Source organism: Streptomyces sp. NPDC002845 (assembly GCF_053591955.1).
In genome coordinates, this window is sequence record NZ_JBSFUU010000011.1 from 112,112 (window position 1) to 127,427 (window position 15,316).

Consider the following 15,316-nt stretch of genomic DNA (forward strand, 5'->3'; position numbering starts at 1 on the left):
GACACACTACCTCACCCGTTGACCGCCATCCGCTCCGCACCGGCCTCGACGACCGGTACCCGCGCCGCCATGAACCGGGTCGTACGGCGCAGCCGGAGGCCCAACGACTCGTAGAGCCGCAGGGCGTTGGTGTTCCCGGCCCCGGTGTGCAGGAACGGCGTCTCTCCGCGCTCGCGGATGCCGTGGGCGACGGCGAGGATCAGGCGGGTGGCCAGGCCCTCGCCCCGGTGCCCGGGGTCGGTGCAGACCGCACTGATCTCGGTCCAGCCCGGCGGGTGCAGCCGCTCCCCCGCCATCGCGACGAGGGCACCGCCCCGGCGTATGCCGAGGTAGGTGCCGAGTTCGAGGGTGCGTGGCAGGAACGGGCCGGGGTCGGTGCGTTCGACCAGCGCCAGCATCTCGGGCACGTCGGCGGGGCCGAGCCGTACGGCCTCGGGTTCCGGCGCGGCGGCGATCCCGTCGTCGACGAGCTGCACCCCTTCGGCCTGCCACACCACCTCCCAGCCGGACGGCGCCCGCCCGTCGAACCCGAGCAGCAGAAACTCCCCGCCGGGGCCCGCCAGCGCCGCCACGTCCGCCCAGTCGTCGGCGTCGGACTCGCCGGGCAGCGCCAGCCACGGTGATACGTCGACGGAGTAGCGCAGAACCCTGCCGCGCCGCTCGGCGAAGCGGGCGTGCGGACCGGTCAGTGCGGCGAGGGCGGGGTTGTCGAGGACGTGCTGAGCACCCGTACCCGCCACAGGGTCAGATCGGCTCATTCGGCGACCTCAGCGACCTCGATCACGACCTTGCCGCGCGCGTGGCCCTCCTCGACCGTCCGGAGCGCCTCGGCGGCCTGGTCGAGCGGAAAGATCCGCGTCACGAAGGGCCGCAGCTTCCCCTCGACGACGAGCCTGGCCACCTCGTCGAGTACGGCGGCGTTGCGGGCCCGCGCGACGCGCGCGCCGCCCAGCCGTGCCGCGTCCTGCGGGGACGCCCCGGCGGTGATCAGCTTCGTACGGTCGGCGAGGAGGGTGGCGGCCTCCGCGTACACATCGCCGCCGACGAGGTCGAAGACGCCGTCGATGCCGTCCGGGGCGGCCGCCCGTACCCGTTCGGCCAGGTCCGGGCCCGACGGGACGTGTACCGCGCCGAGCGACTCGACGAAGCCCTTCTTGCCCTCGCTCGCGACCCCGACGACATTCAGCCCGTAGGCGTGCGCGATCTGCGCGACCGCGGAGCCGACACCGCCGCCCGCGCCCGTGACCAGCAGGGTCGCGCCGGAGGGCAGGTCGAGCTGGTGGATTCCGTCGTACGCGGTGGCCGCGGCGACGGGCAGCGTGGCCGCGTCCGTGAAGGAGAGCCCGACGGGCTTGTGCGCGGCCACCGTGACGGGCAGTACGGCGTACTCGGCGTAGCCGCCGGCCACCGGGTTGCCGAAGACCTCGTCGCCGACGGCGAAGCCGGTCACGCCGTCGCCGAGTTCCTCGACGACTCCGGCGACCTCGTTGCCGAACACGGCGGGCAGTGCACGCGCGACACCCCCGGCACGGGCGTAGCCGGTGCGCTGCTTCCAATCGACGGGGTTCACTCCCGCCGCGCGCACCGCGACGAGCAGCTCGCCGGGGCCGGTGCTCGGCCGGTCCACCTCGACGAGGGACTCGGTCTCCGGTCCTCCGTACTGGGTGAAGACGTACGCCTTCGGCATGGGTTCCCTCACTCTCCTCCGCTGTCATCCGGTCACCGGGGCCACCGGCGTCGGCATCAGCAGCAAGGAAGATCACGCGGCGGCTATTCCCGGAGCACCGGAGAGTTCACGCGTCCGCCGTGACCATCGCACGGAGCACCGCCCATGACCACTTACCGTTGAACCATGAACGTCACCCGAGGCTTCACCGGGCGCCCGCGCGTCCCCGACACCGGGCTGCCACCCGGCCAGTACGACGCGGGCGACGACTGGCCCGTTCTGTCCGCCGAGGTCACGCCGGATCTGGCGCCCGCCGACTGGACGTTCCGGGTCGACGGTCTGGTCGCCGAGCCGCGCACCTGGGACTGGGACGAGGCGCACGCGCTGCCCGGGTCGGCGTACGAGGGGGCCATCCACTGTGTGACGAGCTGGTCGAAGTTCGGGGTGCGGTTCGGGGGCGTGTCGCTGGACGCTTTCCTGGACGCGGTCCGGCCCCACGGGTCCGCCACGCATGTGGTGGCGTACTCGCACACCGGGTACACCACGAACCTGCCGCTCGCCGACCTCACCGGCGGGCGGGCGTGGATCGCGTGGGAGTACGACGGGAGGCCGCTGCCGGCCGAGCACGGGGGTCCGGCCCGGCTCCTGGTGCCGCACCTGTACTTCTGGAAGAGCGCGAAGTGGATCGCCGGGCTGCGGGTCCTCGACCACGACGAGCCGGGCTTCTGGGAGCAGAACGGGTACCACGCGCGCGGGAATCCGTGGGAGGAGCAGCGGTACTCCGGTGACTGAGACCTTCGTACCCCCGACCCGCCTCGCCGTTCCCGGACGGATCGCTGTGAGCGAGCAGGCCGCCTCCCTCTGGCAGACCGCGACGCTGACCGGCATCCGGCGGGAGACCCCGCGCGCGTCCACCCTCCGGTTCGCGGTGCCCGGCTGGGCGGGGCACCTGCCCGGGCAGCACCTGATGCTGCGGCTCACCGCCGAGGACGGCTATGTGGCCCAGCGCCACTACTCGATCGCGTCCCCGCCCGACGACACCGGGCACATCGAGCTGACCCTGGACCATGTCGAGGGCGGCGAGGTGTCCGGCTGGTTCCACACGGTGGCCCGGCCCGGTGACCGGGTCGAGGTGCGCGGTCCGCTCAGCGGCTTCTTCGCCTGGCCCGGAGACCGGCCCGCGCTGCTGCTCGGGGCAGGTTCCGGTGTCGTTCCGCTGATGTCGATGGTCCGGCACCACCGGTCGCGCGGGCTGACCGTACCGCTGCGGCTGCTCGTGTCGGCGCGCAGTCCCGAGGAGCTGATCTACGCGCGGGAGTACGGGGAGGAGACCACCCCCGTCTTCACGCGCGGCGCTCCGGAGGGTGTGGCCGTGGGACGTATGTCGGCCGCGCACCTGGCACCGCTCCTGGCCACGGCGCCTCCTGATGGGTGGGAGGCCTATGTGTGCGGCTCCAACGGCTTCGCGGAACACGCCTCACGGCTGCTGGTCGAGGCGGGGCAGCCGGTGGACCGCATCCGGATCGAGCGCTTCGGCTGACGGGGCGGCGGCGGGCCCGCTTTGGCCAATGCTCCACGACTGGCCCTCCCTGGCTGACGCCCCCCGACTGCCCCTCCCTGGCTGCCCTTCCCTGGCTGACGCCCCCCGACTGCCCCTCCCTGGCTGGCGCTCCACGGCTGCCGCGCTTCAGCTGACGCGGGGCGCCCTCCACCGCCGTACTCCACGGCGGGCACACCTCGGCCGACGTGGCTCCGCCGTCCCGGTCCGCTGACGTGCGTCACCTCACACGCCCCTGCTGTCCTGCCTCGGCCGCCCAGGTTGCGCCCGGCGGTCTTTCGGCACGCCACCTCTTCCGGTTCACGGGGTACTCGGTGTGCGGGTCCCAGCGGTGGGCCCCGGTGAGATGTGCACGGGCCCCGCGCGAGGGCTCTCGGTCGCGAGGAGGTCGAAGATGCGAACCCGGGTGCGCGGCTGGCGTCGGCGCCCCAACCCGCTGCGCCGCCGCTGCGATGTCGTCGAGGGGTGGACGGTCCTGATCGTCGTCGTCCTGCTGCTGGTCGGCGCGCCCACCGCCGGGATCGCCACGGGCTGGTGGGCGCACGAGAGCGTACGGGCCACGGCGGAGCGGGAGCGGGCCGAGCGCCACCGGGTGAGCGCCGTCCTCGTCGAGAACGCCCCGGCCACGATCCCCTCGGTCCCTGGCAAGCAACCCATGTTCCCCGTGAAGGCACGCTGGACCGAGCCGGACGAGGGCACTCGCACCGGCCTCGCCCACGTCCCGGCGGGCAGTCGACGCGGCGATCGCGCCGATGTCTGGCTGGACGAGCGGGGCCGCAGCGCCGAGCCGCCGACGACCGACGCCGTGATCTGGCAGCACACCGTGGCGGCCGGAGCGTGCGCCACGGGTGGCGTCGTCACCGTCGTCCTCGTCACGTACGCCGCCGTGCGCGCCGTCGCCACCCGGCGCCGGCTGGCCGAATGGGAACGGGAGTGGTCCCGCACCGAGCCCGTCTGGGCACGCCGCTGGGCCTGACGAGACTGACCTCAAGTCAAATTGCGGACAGGCTCAACAGGCAGGCACGGAGCCGAATCTGAACAGCCGCGTTTTCCATTTCGCCATCAGGTTGATTGTTCAAGGGGCGCACTGCCATACTCCAATTTCCCTTCCCCATGGTCCGCGACCAAAACGTGACCTATTCCCCTGCGGTCGTCCCCCTGGCATATTTCCGCAGCTCGGACAGGTCACGTGCGCGACATAAGGCAGCGAAGAAGGTGCATTATGTCCCTACACCCACCGCCGAACGACGGTTTTTACCCGACTCGTCCACCAGGAGTTGAACCCACAAGTCCGGGGTCGGTACACAACTCTCCTGAATTCTATTCAATGCGCAGCGCATATCGCTCCTTCGGCGTGGTGGCGACGCTTGTCTCGGTGGGCGGATTCCTGGTATACGTCCTGCTGTCGAGTTTCGCCGCCGGTGTGATGAACCAGCCGCTGGTCGGCCATCTGACGGTCGGTCTGGCTCTGGGTCTCTTCCAGTTCCTCGTCATGGGCGTGACGATCTGGCTCTACGTCCGCCACATGCGCGACCGGGTCGACCCGGCCGTCCGCCGTCTGCGCGCCCAGTTGCGCGAGAACGAGGCGCAGACGCAGGCGCAGCAGCGCCGTGTCCCGGCGGGAAGGCGGTTCCGCACGTGGTGACGCACGCTGCCGTGCCGGCGCAGGCTTCCGTGAACGCGGCCGGTATCGCCGACCGGGCCAGTCTGCAACTGACGCTCGTCCTGTTCATCTCCGTCGTCGTGGTCACCCTGTTCACGGTGTTGCTGACGGCCCCGCAGCGCGACGAGATCAGCGAGTTCTACCTCGGCAACCGTGACATGTCGCCGTTGCGCAACGGGCTCGCGATGTGCGGTGACTACCTGTCGGCCGCGACGCTGCTGGGCAGTACGGGAATCGTCGCGCTGACCGGCTACGACGGTCTGCTCTATCTGGGCGGCACGGTGGTCGCCTGGATGATGGCGCTGCTGATGATCTCGGAACCCCTGCGCAACTCGGGCAAGTTCACACTGGGCGACACCCTGGCGCTGCGGCTGCCGCACGGACAGCGATCGGTCCGGCTGGCGCTCGCCCTGTGCACACTGGCCGTGTGCCTCCTGTACCTGGTCGCCCAACTCGTGGGCAGCGTAGCCCTGTTGGCACAGTTCATCGGCGCCCCGAGCGGGACGGCCCGGACGATGTGCGTGGTGGTCATCGGCACCATAGTCGTGGTGTACGCGGCGATCGGCGGCATGCCGGGCGCCACGATCATCCAGGTCGTCAAGGCCGTGATGCTGGTCGTCGGGGTGGGGATCACCGCCATCATGGTGCTGCAGCACTTCAGCTGGAACATCGACAAACTCCTGTCGTCCGCCGCCGACAACAGCGCCCTGGGCGACCGCTTCCTCGGCCCCGGGCTGCGGTACGGCGGCACCACCACCAACAAGCTGGACTTCTTCAGCCTGCAACTGGCCATCGTGCTCGGACTCGCGGCGCTGCCGCACATCATGATGCGGCTGCTCGCCCCGCGCACCACACGTGTTCTGCGCGGCTCGGTGGTATGGGCCGTGGGGCTGGTCGGCTTCGTGTGTCTGATGGCGGGCGTGCTGGGTCTGGGCGCCACGGGGATCGTGGGCCGGGAGCAGATCGCGGAAGTCGACCCCAGGGGCGACGCGGCGGTGCTCCTGCTCGGGCACGAGCTCGGCGGCCCCGTGCTCGTAGCACTCCTGTCCAGCCTGGCCTTCATCACGCTGCTCGGAGTCGCCGGCGGACTCACACTCGCCGCGGCCTCCTCGATCGCCCATGACCTCTACAGCGAAGTGATCCGCAAGGGGAAGGCGACACAGACGGAGGAGGTGGCCGTCGCCCGGATCGCCGCGGCCCTCATCGGTGTCATGGGCATGTTGCTGGCCCTGCTGTCCTGGGGCACGAGCACTGCCACGCTGGCGTTCCTGGCCTTCGCGATCGCGGCGTCCGCCATTCTGCCGACGATCGTCTACAGCCTGTTCTGGCGGGGCTTCACCACCCGCGGCGCCCTGCTCAGCCTGTACGGCGGCCTGCTCTGCTCGGTGCTCCTGGTCGTGTTCTCCCCGGTCATCTCCTCCACTCCCAGCTCGGTCTACCCGGACACCGACTTCGCCTGGTTCCCGCTGCAGAACCCCGGCATCGTGTCGATCCCGGCGGGCTTCCTGCTGGGCTGGCTCGGCTCCGTACTGAGCAAACCCCAGGAGCCTCAGGTGTTCGAGGAGTTCGAGGTCCGCGCTCTGGTCGGCGCCGACCAGCGGTGATTCGTCCGGAGGCCCTTGGCGGCCTCCGGACCCGCACCGTACGGTGTGATCATCCGCATGACCGACCTCAGAAGGTGGTCCCTTCATGGCCCTGTTCGACCTGCCCCTGGACGAGCTTCGTGACCATCGAAGCGCTTCAACGGAGCCCGAGGACTTCGACGGGTTCTGGGCGAAGACGCTCCAGGAGACCCGCGAGCACGACCTCGACGCGCGTTTCGAGCCGGTCGAGACGCAGCTGAAGACGGTCAAGGTGTACGACGTCACCTTCTCCGGCTTCGGCGGCCACCCGGTCAAGGGCTGGCTGGTCCTGCCGGCCTGGGCGAACACCCCGCTGCCCGCGGTCGTCCAGTACATCGGGTACGGCGGTGGCCGCGGCCTGCCGCACGAGTATCTGCTGTGGGCCTCGGCCGGATTCGCGCACTTCGTGATGGACACGCGCGGCCAGGGCAGCGCGTGGGGCGGTGGCGGCGGCACCCCGGACCCGGTGGGCGGCGCCCCCGCCTTCCCCGGCTTCATGACGCGGGGCGTGGACGCCCCCGAGAACTACTACTACCGGCGGGTGTTCACCGACGCCGTACGGGCGGTGGAGGCGGTCCGCTCCCACCCCCTCGTGGACGCCGCGCGCGTCGCGGCCGTCGGTTCCAGCCAGGGCGGCGGCATCACCCTCGCCGTCGGCGGCCTGGTGCCCGACCTCGCCGCGATCGCGCCGGACGTGCCGTTCCTGTGCGACTTCCCGCGCGCGACGGTCCTGACGGACCGCGACCCGTACCGGGAGATCGGCAACTTCCTCAAGACCCACCGCGGCCGCACCGAGCAGGTCCTGCGCACGCTCTCCTACTTCGACGGCGTGCACTTCGCCGCGCGCGGCCGGGCACCGGCCCTGTTCTCGGCGGCCCTGGAGGACCAGACCTGCCCGCCGTCCACGGTGTTCGCCGCCTTCAACGCCTGGGGACACGACAACAAGCACATCGAGGTGTACGACTTCAACGACCACGAGGGCGGCGGCCCCTACCAGCAGGCGGCCCAGCTGAGCTGGCTCCCGAAGCACCTCTGAGGGCGCCGCCGTGGAGACGGCCGAGGCCGCCCGCCGTTTCGTCCGGGTCTGGGAGCGGGCCTGGGCGGCCCATGACGTCGACGCGATCCTCGCGTTGTACGCCGACGACTGCGTCCACCGCTCGATGCCGTTCCGCGAACCGCACCGGGGCCGGGACGAACTCGCCGCGTACCTGCGCTGGTCGTTCACCGACGAGCGCGCGCTCGACGTACGGTTCTCCCCGCCCGTGATCGGCCAGGACGGCCTGGCCGTCGCGGAGTTCCGCGTGCTCGGCGAGGAGAACGGGGAGCCGTCGACGCTGGCGGGGTGTGTCCTCGTACGGTTCGACACGGAGGGCCTGGCCGTGGAAGCCCGCGACTACTGGCACACGGCCCAGGGCCACCGGGAACCGGCCGGCCCGCTGTTCCTCACTCCGGTGACCGAATAGCCGCACGACGACTTCCCCCCTGTCCGACCAGTCGGTATGTTCATGGGGCCCGGATCCGTCTCCGGGCCCCACCCGACACCCGGACGACGGAGGACCACCCATGCCCGAGGTTCACGGTCACTGCGACCCACGTTTCGAGACGGTGCGCACCGCGTTCGAGGAGAACTTCCGTGCCCGCGGGGAACTGGGCGCGGCGGTCTGCGTCACGCTCGGCGGCGAGACCGTGGTGGACCTGTGGGGCGGCTGGGCCGACGCGGCGGGCACCCGGCCCTGGGAGCGGGAGACGCTGGTCAACGTGTGGTCGACCTCGAAGGGCCCGACCGCGCTGTGCGCCCACATCCTCGCCGACCGCGGGCTGCTCGACTTCGACGCCCCGGTGGCCACGTACTGGCCGGAGTTCGCGGCGGCGGGAAAGGAGGGCGTTCTCGTACGGCATCTGCTGTCGCACCGGGCGGGGCTGTCCGGGCCGCGTGAGCCGCACTCGTTCGCGCAGCTCTGCGACTGGGAGCTGACCGTCAAGCGCCTCGCCGAGCAGGAGCCCTGGTGGGAGCCGGGGACGCGGTCCGGGTACCACGCGTTCTCGTATGGGTTCCTGGTGGGTGAAGTGGTCCGGCGGATCTCGGGGTTGCTGCCGGGAGCCTTCCTGGAGCGGGAGGTGACCGGGCCGCTCGGCATCGACTTCACGATCGGGCTGCCGGAGAAGGAGGCCGGGCGCGCCGCCGAGCTGGTGCATGCTCCGGTCGCCTCCACCAGCGAACGGGCCGCCTTCTTCGCCCAGTTGGCGCCCGCGGCACTCGCCGCCCTCACCAACCCGGTCGTCGGCGCGGCCGAGGCCAACACCTCGCGGTGGCGGGCCGCTGAGATACCGGCCGCGGGCGGCCACGGCACGGCACGGGCGGTCGCCGCGCTGTACGGGATCTTCGCCCAGCAGGGGTTGTGGGGCGACCGCCGGATACTGTCGCCGGAGGCGGTCGAGCGGGTCCGGGAAGGGCAGGGCAGCTGCCGTGACCTGGTGCTCGGCGCCGGCTTCGAGCACGAGACGGAGATCGGGCTCGGCCTGTGGCTCAGCGGCCCCAACGGCTCGTACGGGCCGAACCCGAGGGCCTACGGTCACGACGGCTTCGGCGGCTCCTGCGGCCTCGCCGACCCGGAGGCGGGCGTCTCGCTCGGCTACGTCATGAACCGCATGGGCCCGCACATCGCCGACGACCCGCGGAAGATGGCCCTCGTCGACGCGGTGTACGGCGCGTTGTGAGCGTGCCGTCGCCGGGCGCCGCCCAGAGTCGTTTGCTCGTCGGGCGCCCGGCGGCAGGCCCAGGTCTCAGGCGGCCAGGCCCAGTGCCAGCGCCCCGACCACCGGCGCCGCGTACACCAGCGGGTACGGGATGTGCGTGTACCAGCGTGCCCGCGCCACGGTGACGACGGCCCCGGCGAAGTACAGCACCAGCCCGATCCCGGCCGCGACACCGATGACCGGCACCGCCAGACCGACGAGCAGGCCCACGGCCCCGAGCGCCTTGGCCGTACCGAGCCAGACCCACCACGAGCGCGGGACGCCGTAGTCGGCCATGGGCCGCACGACCCACGGCACGCGGAGGAAGACGGAGACGGCGGAGAAGCCGACCATGACGGCGGCGAGAACGGTAACGATGGCGTGGGCGGTGGACATGGGGTGCTCCTCATCGATCGGCTGCCGGGGCGGACTCGCTCCGGCCGGGTGCGGTGGGTGCGTCACCACCTCGACGGCGCGCGACGGATGAGTGTGACGGGACAGGCGGAAGATCTTCGAGAAACCTCAGCCTCGGCCTGAGGCACCCATCCCGGGAGCCGCCGTCGACCGGTCCCGCCTCGGCCGAGGGACGGAGTGAAGCGGACGGCCGACTCGGCGGCGGGTACGGGACGCGGGGTCCGCCGACGGGTGTGGAGGCGGGGCGAGAGGGCGTCGGTGAAGTGCGCGGCCGCGCCCGTGTTCAGCCCGCGACCGGCAACGGCCGTATCCGCACGACGAGTTCGGCGTCGTCGCCCCCGGCGAGCGGCAGGTCCTCCCGTGGCGGAGCGTGTCTCCGGTTGCTTGCCGAACGGCGGGCCGTCCTCAGGACGGACGCCAGGGCACTCGGGACGCGGGCGTCCGCGCTCAGCCGGAGCGCGTCGCCACGACCATCCGGCAGCGGGGGCTTCCGTCGCGTCGTTGTCCGAACTCGGGGAGCGCGAAGAGTTCGAGCTCGAACCCGGCGCGCTCCAGCTCCCGCCGCACGTCGCTGAGGCGGAACGTCCGGTAGTACATGATGAACGGCGGACGCCAGAGGGCGTTGCGTACCCGCATCGCCGTGTCGAAGCCGAGCATGGCCCAGTACCAGGGGGAGGACGGCGGGGCGGGCGCCGGGAGCGGGAAGGCGAAACGGCCGCCCGGGCGCAGCACGGAGTGGACCTGGGAGAACAGTGCCGGCAGTTCACGGGGCAGGAAGTGGCCGAACGCCCCGAAGCTCACGACCAGGTCGAAGACCGGGCCGAAGGGCAGGGCGAGGGCGTCACCGCGTACCCAGGCGACACGCGGCCGGCCGGGGACCTCGGGAACCTCCTCGCGGCCCACCGCCAGCATCCCCGCGCTGATGTCGACCCCGGTGACCGACTTCCGGCACACCTCGCTCAGGACGCCCATCCCCGCGCCGGTGCCACAGCACAGGTCGAGCCCGTGCTCGAACGGTCCCAGGGGGCCGAGCGCCCGCTCGACGGCGTCCAGGACCGACTCCGGGGTGCGGAACGGCGTGTGGTCGAACTTGGGCGCGAGCAGGTCGTAGCCGCGCTCGACGGAGGACAGCGCTTGCACAGCCAGTTCGCGGAGGCTGGGACCTTGCGGGGTGAACATCACGTTCAGCTTAGGGGCAGCGCGCTCCGTATGTGCTGACCTATGGTCCCCTGCATGACTTCGTTCCGCCCCGCGCCCTCGTGGCTGGCCGACGCCGTCTTCTACCAGATCTACCCGCAGTCGTTCGCCGACTCGAACGGCGACGGCGTAGGCGACTTCAACGGAATCACCGAACACCTCGATCATCTGGCCTGGCTGGGCATCAACACCGTCTGGCTCAACCCGTGCTTCGTCTCACCGTTCCGCGACGCCGGATACGACGTCTCCGACTATCGACACGTCGCGCCCCGCTACGGCTCGAACGACGATCTCGCGGCGCTCGTCGACGAGGCGGGCCGCCGCGGCATCCGGGTTCTCCTGGACCTCGTCGCGGGCCACACCTCCGACGAGCACCCGTGGTTCAGGGCCTCGGCGGACGACCCGGACGACGACCGCTACATCTGGACGCCGGAGGGCTGCCCGGACGGCTTCGTCGCCTCGCCGGGTACCCGTCCGGGCGCGTACCTGCCGAACTTCTTCGACTCCCAGCCGGCCCTCAACTTCGGCTACGCCCGCGAGAATCCGGCCGAACCATGGCGCCGGCCGGTCGATGCCGAGGGTCCGCGCGCCAACCGCGAGGCGCTCCGCTCGATCATGGACCACTGGCTGCGCCTCGGCCTGTCCGGTTTCCGCGTCGACATGGCCTCCTCCCTGGTCAAGGACGACCCGGACAAGCGGGAGACGGCCGGGCTCTGGACGGAACTGCGCCACTGGCTGGACGCCGCCCACCCCGACGCCGTCCTCCTCTCGGAGTGGGGCGAGCCCGAGGTGTCGGTCCCGGCGGGCTTCCACACCGACTTCTTCCTCCAGTTCGGCGGCCCCACCGACGGCCTCGCCCTGCGCTCGCTGTGGAGCAACGGCACGGGCACGGTCAACGAGACCTGGGACCCCCTGGACTGCTTCTTCGACCCGAGCGGCAAGGGCTCACCGCGCCCGTTCCTGGAGGCCTACGAGAAGGCCGCCACAGCCCTGAACGGCACCGGCTTCATCTCCCTCCCCACCGCCAACCACGACTTCTCCCGCCTCAACTGCGGCCCCCGCACGGCCGAACAGCTCCCCGCCGCCTTCGCCTTCCAGCTCACCTGGCCGACGCTCCCGGCCATCTACTACGGCGACGAGATCGGCATGCGCTACGTCCCGGGCCTGCCCGACAAGGAGGGCAGCGTCCTCGGCCCCCGCTACAACCGCGCGGGCTCCCGCACCCCGATGCAGTGGGACGACACCCCGGCGGCCGGCTTCTCCACCGCCCCGTCCGAACTCCTCTACCTCCCCGTCGACCCGTCGCCGGACCGCCCGACGGTCACCGCCCAGCGCGCCGACGACACCTCCCTCCTCCACCTCGTACGCCGCCTCGTCGCCCTGCGCGCGGTCGCCCCCGAACTCGGCTCCGGCGGCTCGGTGGAGGTGCTGCACGCCGGCTACCCGTTCGTGTACGTACGCGGCGGGCGGTACCTCGTGGTGGTCAACCCGCAGCGGAACGGCGGGAGTCACGCCTACAACGACACCCGGCGGGCGGTGGCACTGGAGGCCTCCGGCGTCCATGTCTCCGCCGACAGCATCGCCGCGCAGGGCTTCGGGTACGGGATCTTCGAACTCGACAGCCGATAGAGGCACCCCACCCCTCACGGCCCTGCCTTGGCACCGCCCCTCGGGAGAGCCGCCGAGAGGGCCAGGGCGAGGCCCGCGGTGGCCGCCGCCGTGGCGAAGGCCGTGGTGCAGCCGGACTCGGTGGGGCCCGGTGCGTCGGAGGTGGTGATGACGACCGCCGCCTGGGCGACGACCACCCACCGACGGTCCGCAGCAGCGTGTTGACGCCGGTGGCCGCGCCCGTCCGGTCGGGTCGTACGGCGCTGACGACGAGCCCGCCGAGCGACGCGAACACGAAGCCGTACGCGACACCGAGCACGGCGCCCGCGGCGACGAAGTGCCACAGCTCCTCGTGCGCGACACCCAGCGAGGCCAGGCCCACCGCCGCGAGCGCCGCGCCGGTCCGGAACGTCGTACGACTGCCCGTACGGGCCGACAGCCGTGCCGAGAGGGGCGCCGCCGGCACCATCCCGGCGGCCATCGGCGCGAGCACCAGCCCTGCCGTGGTGGCCATGGCCCCGAATCCGTAGCCGGCGTCCTCCGGTGTCTGGACGTACTGCGGGAGTGGCCGGCCGTGACGGGACAGGTCCTCTCCCCGAGCGGGACTCCGCCCCGCTTCGACCTCTCCCTCGACACCCTCCTGCGCGGCCTGCCCGCCCGTACCCCCGTCGAGCACCCACGGGACGGGCCGGCCGCCTGAGGAGGCGTCGCCTCAGCGGGTCGCCGGGGACGCGGACGCCGACGGGGCCGGACCCGCGTCGCCCTGCGGCCCGTACGCCCTCAGGAAACGGTTGCGGAAGCGGTCCATCCGCCAGACCGGTGCGTCCGCCTTGGGCCGCATGCCGTCGGACCACTTCCAGTCGGAGATCCGGTCGAGGACGTCCGGATCGTTGGCGACGACGGTGACCGGTACGTCGTGGTCGGCACCGTTGCCGCTGACCTGGGCCATGGGCTGGTGGTCGCCGAGGAAGACGAGGACCGTGTCCTCGCTGCCGTACCGCACGACGTACTCGATAAGGCTCTGGATCGAGTACTCGACGGACTTGCCGTACTCCTGCTTCGCCACGGTGGAGTCGGAGAACACGTCCGACGGGTTCTTGCCCGCGTTCGCGATGTCCTTGTAGACCGAGCCGTCCCCGAGGTCGTCCCAGTCGAGCATCTTGGGCAGGGGCGCCCAGGGCTGATGGCTGGAGGTCAGGATGAGCTGGGACACCAGGGGCTTGTCACCCTTCTTCGCCTGCTCCCGCTGGTGGAACGCCTCCAGGGCGTACTGGTCGGGCATGGTCGACCAGCTGAACTTCGGCCCCTTGTAGCCGAGGTCGCGGGCGTCGTAGACCTGGTCGAGGCCGTAGAAGTCGCCCTCGGGCCAGTTCTTCTGGACGCCCGGCATCAGGCCGGCCGTCCGCCAGGCGCCCGTGCGCTTGAAGGCACCGGGGAGCGTCAGCCGCTCCCCCGCGGTCACGGTGCGGTACCGCTGGGTGTTGTCGATCCACAGGCCCGACAGGAACGTCGAGTGACCGAGCCAGCTGTTGCCGCCGTACGTCGCGGAGGTGAGCCAGCCGCTCTTGGCGGAGTATCCCTCCTTGCCCAGACGCTCGGTCGCGTCGTCGAGGGTCTCCTCGACCCCGGGAGCGATCTCCGGGTCCTCCAGCGCGCTGCGGCCGTAGCTCTCGATGAAGGCGAAGATGACGTCCTTGCCGCGCAGCGCGGTCAGCAGCTGATCGGGCGGGACATCGCCGAACACGTCCTTCTTCGCCTGCGCGGCGAACGCGGCCTCGTCCTTCAGGGTGTCCTGCACCCGGGCCACACGTCCCTGCACGTACCCCACCGTGTTGCGGGTGGCGAACGCCTTGTCGCCGACGACCTGCAGGCCGAGCGCCGAGCAGACGATCCACACGGTTCCGGCGATGACGGTGGCCCGGGTGGCGGTGTCCTTGTTGCGGGCCATCAGATTGGCGAGCCGTACGACCGCCAGCGTCATGACCGCGAGCACCGCCAGCACGAGGACCACGGCCCCGATCACGGCCGCGAGCGCGCCGCCGCCCCCCACCGAATCCTCCAGGTACGACTCGGCGTCGTCCAGCAACCCCCAGTCCAGCACCAGGTTGAAGCCCCGCCCAAGGAACATGTTGAACCCGATGTCGAACAGCTTCATGATCATCAGCAGGGCGAGGCTCACTCCGACGCACACCGCCGCCACCAACCGCGGCTTCCGCGGCAGCACGATCAGCAGTGCGGCCCCGAGAATCATCTCCACCGGGATCCGCAGGAAGACACTCGGCTCGATGTAGTCGGCCCTCACCGGCACGAGCAGCGTGAAGAAGATCAGTCCGGCTGCCAGCAGGCTCGTCGTCCAGGCCAGGGTCCGCGCGGCCACGGGATACTTGGCGCGCCAGCCGCTTCGGGGGGTGACGGGTTTCTCGGGCCCGGCGGGTTCCTCGGACTCGACGGGTTTCTCGGGCTGGTCGTCCCCGGGCCTCTCGCCCTCAGGCTCGTCTTGCTCAGACTTGTCTTCCTCAGGCTTGTCGTCCTCGGTCACGGCGCGTTCCGTGTCCGTGCCGGCTGGCTCTTCCTGTTCCACATCGGCGACGGACTCATCGTCCGTGTCAGGCAGTTGGTCGGCACGTGTGGAGAGCGACACCCCGAGGGTCCTTCCGACGAAACGCGGTGCTGGTACGGCGGACCGGGCTCGGGAGACCGGACCGCTCCCCTGTGTACGGCTCCTGCGCTGTTTCAGTTCAATCCTCCGCGCCGTCCCCCATGGTGCTACGCTGCTTACAGCACGTGTGTTTGCCCCGTCGTGGGCGCCGGTGCCGGTTCCACTCGGTTCATCTCCTCTCTCTTCCTTTCGC

Annotated in this window: 16 protein-coding genes and 1 pseudogene; 10 read left to right on the forward strand and 7 right to left on the reverse strand. The window is 71.3% G+C overall.

Going from position 1 to position 15,316, the window contains the following annotated elements:
* Positions 1-11 precede the first annotated feature (11 nt).
* Positions 12-758, reverse strand: coding sequence for a GNAT family N-acetyltransferase (locus ACWD3C_RS10545; protein ID WP_451142192.1), 747 nt, complete (start codon positions 756-758; stop codon positions 12-14).
* Positions 755-1,687, reverse strand: coding sequence for an NADP-dependent oxidoreductase (locus tag ACWD3C_RS10550; protein ID WP_451142194.1), 933 nt, complete (start codon positions 1,685-1,687; stop codon positions 755-757). The genes ACWD3C_RS10545 and ACWD3C_RS10550 overlap by 4 nt, the downstream gene beginning before the upstream one ends.
* 165 nt (positions 1,688-1,852) lie before the next feature.
* Between ACWD3C_RS10550 and ACWD3C_RS10555 the strand changes: the two genes are divergently transcribed.
* The 8 genes from ACWD3C_RS10555 to ACWD3C_RS10590 all read left to right on the forward strand — a co-directional run bounded on the left by ACWD3C_RS10555 (position 1,853) and on the right by ACWD3C_RS10590 (position 9,227).
* On the forward strand, positions 1,853-2,458 hold the full coding sequence (locus ACWD3C_RS10555; RefSeq protein WP_451142196.1) for a sulfite oxidase-like oxidoreductase: 606 nt from the start codon (positions 1,853-1,855) through the stop codon (positions 2,456-2,458).
* A complete protein-coding gene (locus tag ACWD3C_RS10560) occupies positions 2,451-3,206 on the forward strand; it encodes a ferredoxin reductase (RefSeq protein ID WP_451142198.1) in 756 nt (251 codons plus the stop codon). Before ACWD3C_RS10555 ends, ACWD3C_RS10560 begins: the two co-directional genes overlap by 8 nt.
* Before the next feature lie 412 nt (positions 3,207-3,618).
* Entirely contained in the window at positions 3,619-4,200 is a 582-nt protein-coding gene (locus ACWD3C_RS10565) for an Rv1733c family protein (protein WP_451142200.1), read from the forward strand.
* 351 nt (positions 4,201-4,551) lie between these two features.
* Positions 4,552-4,869 (forward strand): DUF485 domain-containing protein, encoded by a 318-nt coding sequence (locus ACWD3C_RS10570; RefSeq protein WP_451142202.1) that lies wholly within the window; start codon positions 4,552-4,554, stop codon positions 4,867-4,869.
* A complete protein-coding gene (locus tag ACWD3C_RS10575) occupies positions 4,866-6,491 on the forward strand; it encodes a solute symporter family protein (RefSeq protein ID WP_451142282.1) in 1,626 nt (541 codons plus the stop codon). Before ACWD3C_RS10570 ends, ACWD3C_RS10575 begins: the two co-directional genes overlap by 4 nt.
* A gap of 85 nt (positions 6,492-6,576) precedes the next feature.
* Positions 6,577-7,545, forward strand: a complete 969-nt coding sequence (locus tag ACWD3C_RS10580; protein WP_451142204.1) for an acetylxylan esterase — start codon at positions 6,577-6,579, stop codon at positions 7,543-7,545.
* A gap of 10 nt (positions 7,546-7,555) precedes the next feature.
* Entirely contained in the window at positions 7,556-7,972 is a 417-nt protein-coding gene (locus tag ACWD3C_RS10585; protein ID WP_451142206.1) for a nuclear transport factor 2 family protein, read from the forward strand.
* Between the two features lie 100 nt (positions 7,973-8,072).
* Entirely contained in the window at positions 8,073-9,227 is a 1,155-nt protein-coding gene (locus tag ACWD3C_RS10590) for a serine hydrolase domain-containing protein (protein WP_451142208.1), read from the forward strand.
* Between the two features lie 66 nt (positions 9,228-9,293).
* Here the strand turns inward: ACWD3C_RS10590 and ACWD3C_RS10595 are convergent, their stop codons facing one another.
* On the reverse strand, positions 9,294-9,641 hold the full coding sequence (locus tag ACWD3C_RS10595) for a DoxX family protein (protein WP_451142210.1): 348 nt from the start codon (positions 9,639-9,641) through the stop codon (positions 9,294-9,296).
* Between the two features lie 465 nt (positions 9,642-10,106).
* Entirely contained in the window at positions 10,107-10,838 is a 732-nt protein-coding gene (locus tag ACWD3C_RS10600) for a class I SAM-dependent methyltransferase (protein ID WP_451142212.1), read from the reverse strand.
* A 54-nt stretch (positions 10,839-10,892) separates the two neighbouring features.
* On the opposite strand from ACWD3C_RS10600, the gene ACWD3C_RS10605 reads away from it, so the two are divergent.
* Positions 10,893-12,485 (forward strand): alpha-amylase family glycosyl hydrolase, encoded by a 1,593-nt coding sequence (locus ACWD3C_RS10605; protein ID WP_451142214.1) that lies wholly within the window; start codon positions 10,893-10,895, stop codon positions 12,483-12,485.
* A 14-nt stretch (positions 12,486-12,499) separates the two neighbouring features.
* On the opposite strand, the gene ACWD3C_RS10610 is transcribed toward ACWD3C_RS10605, so the two are convergent.
* The gene (locus ACWD3C_RS10610; protein WP_451142294.1) at positions 12,500-12,661 is read right to left on the reverse strand and encodes a hypothetical protein; all 162 of its coding nucleotides are present in this window, start codon (positions 12,659-12,661) and stop codon (positions 12,500-12,502) included.
* A gap of 59 nt (positions 12,662-12,720) precedes the next feature.
* Positions 12,721-12,978: pseudogene (locus ACWD3C_RS10615) on the reverse strand (MFS transporter); the annotation flags it as partial.
* A 60-nt stretch (positions 12,979-13,038) separates the two neighbouring features.
* Here ACWD3C_RS10615 and ACWD3C_RS10620 point away from each other — a divergent pair.
* Positions 13,039-13,164: a hypothetical protein gene (locus tag ACWD3C_RS10620; protein WP_451142216.1), complete on the forward strand. Its 126-nt coding sequence runs from the start codon at positions 13,039-13,041 to the stop codon at positions 13,162-13,164.
* Between the two features lie 12 nt (positions 13,165-13,176).
* On the opposite strand, the gene ACWD3C_RS10625 is transcribed toward ACWD3C_RS10620, so the two are convergent.
* On the reverse strand, positions 13,177-15,105 hold the full coding sequence (locus tag ACWD3C_RS10625) for a sulfatase (protein ID WP_451142218.1): 1,929 nt from the start codon (positions 15,103-15,105) through the stop codon (positions 13,177-13,179).
* Between the last annotated feature and the right edge of the window lie 211 nt (positions 15,106-15,316).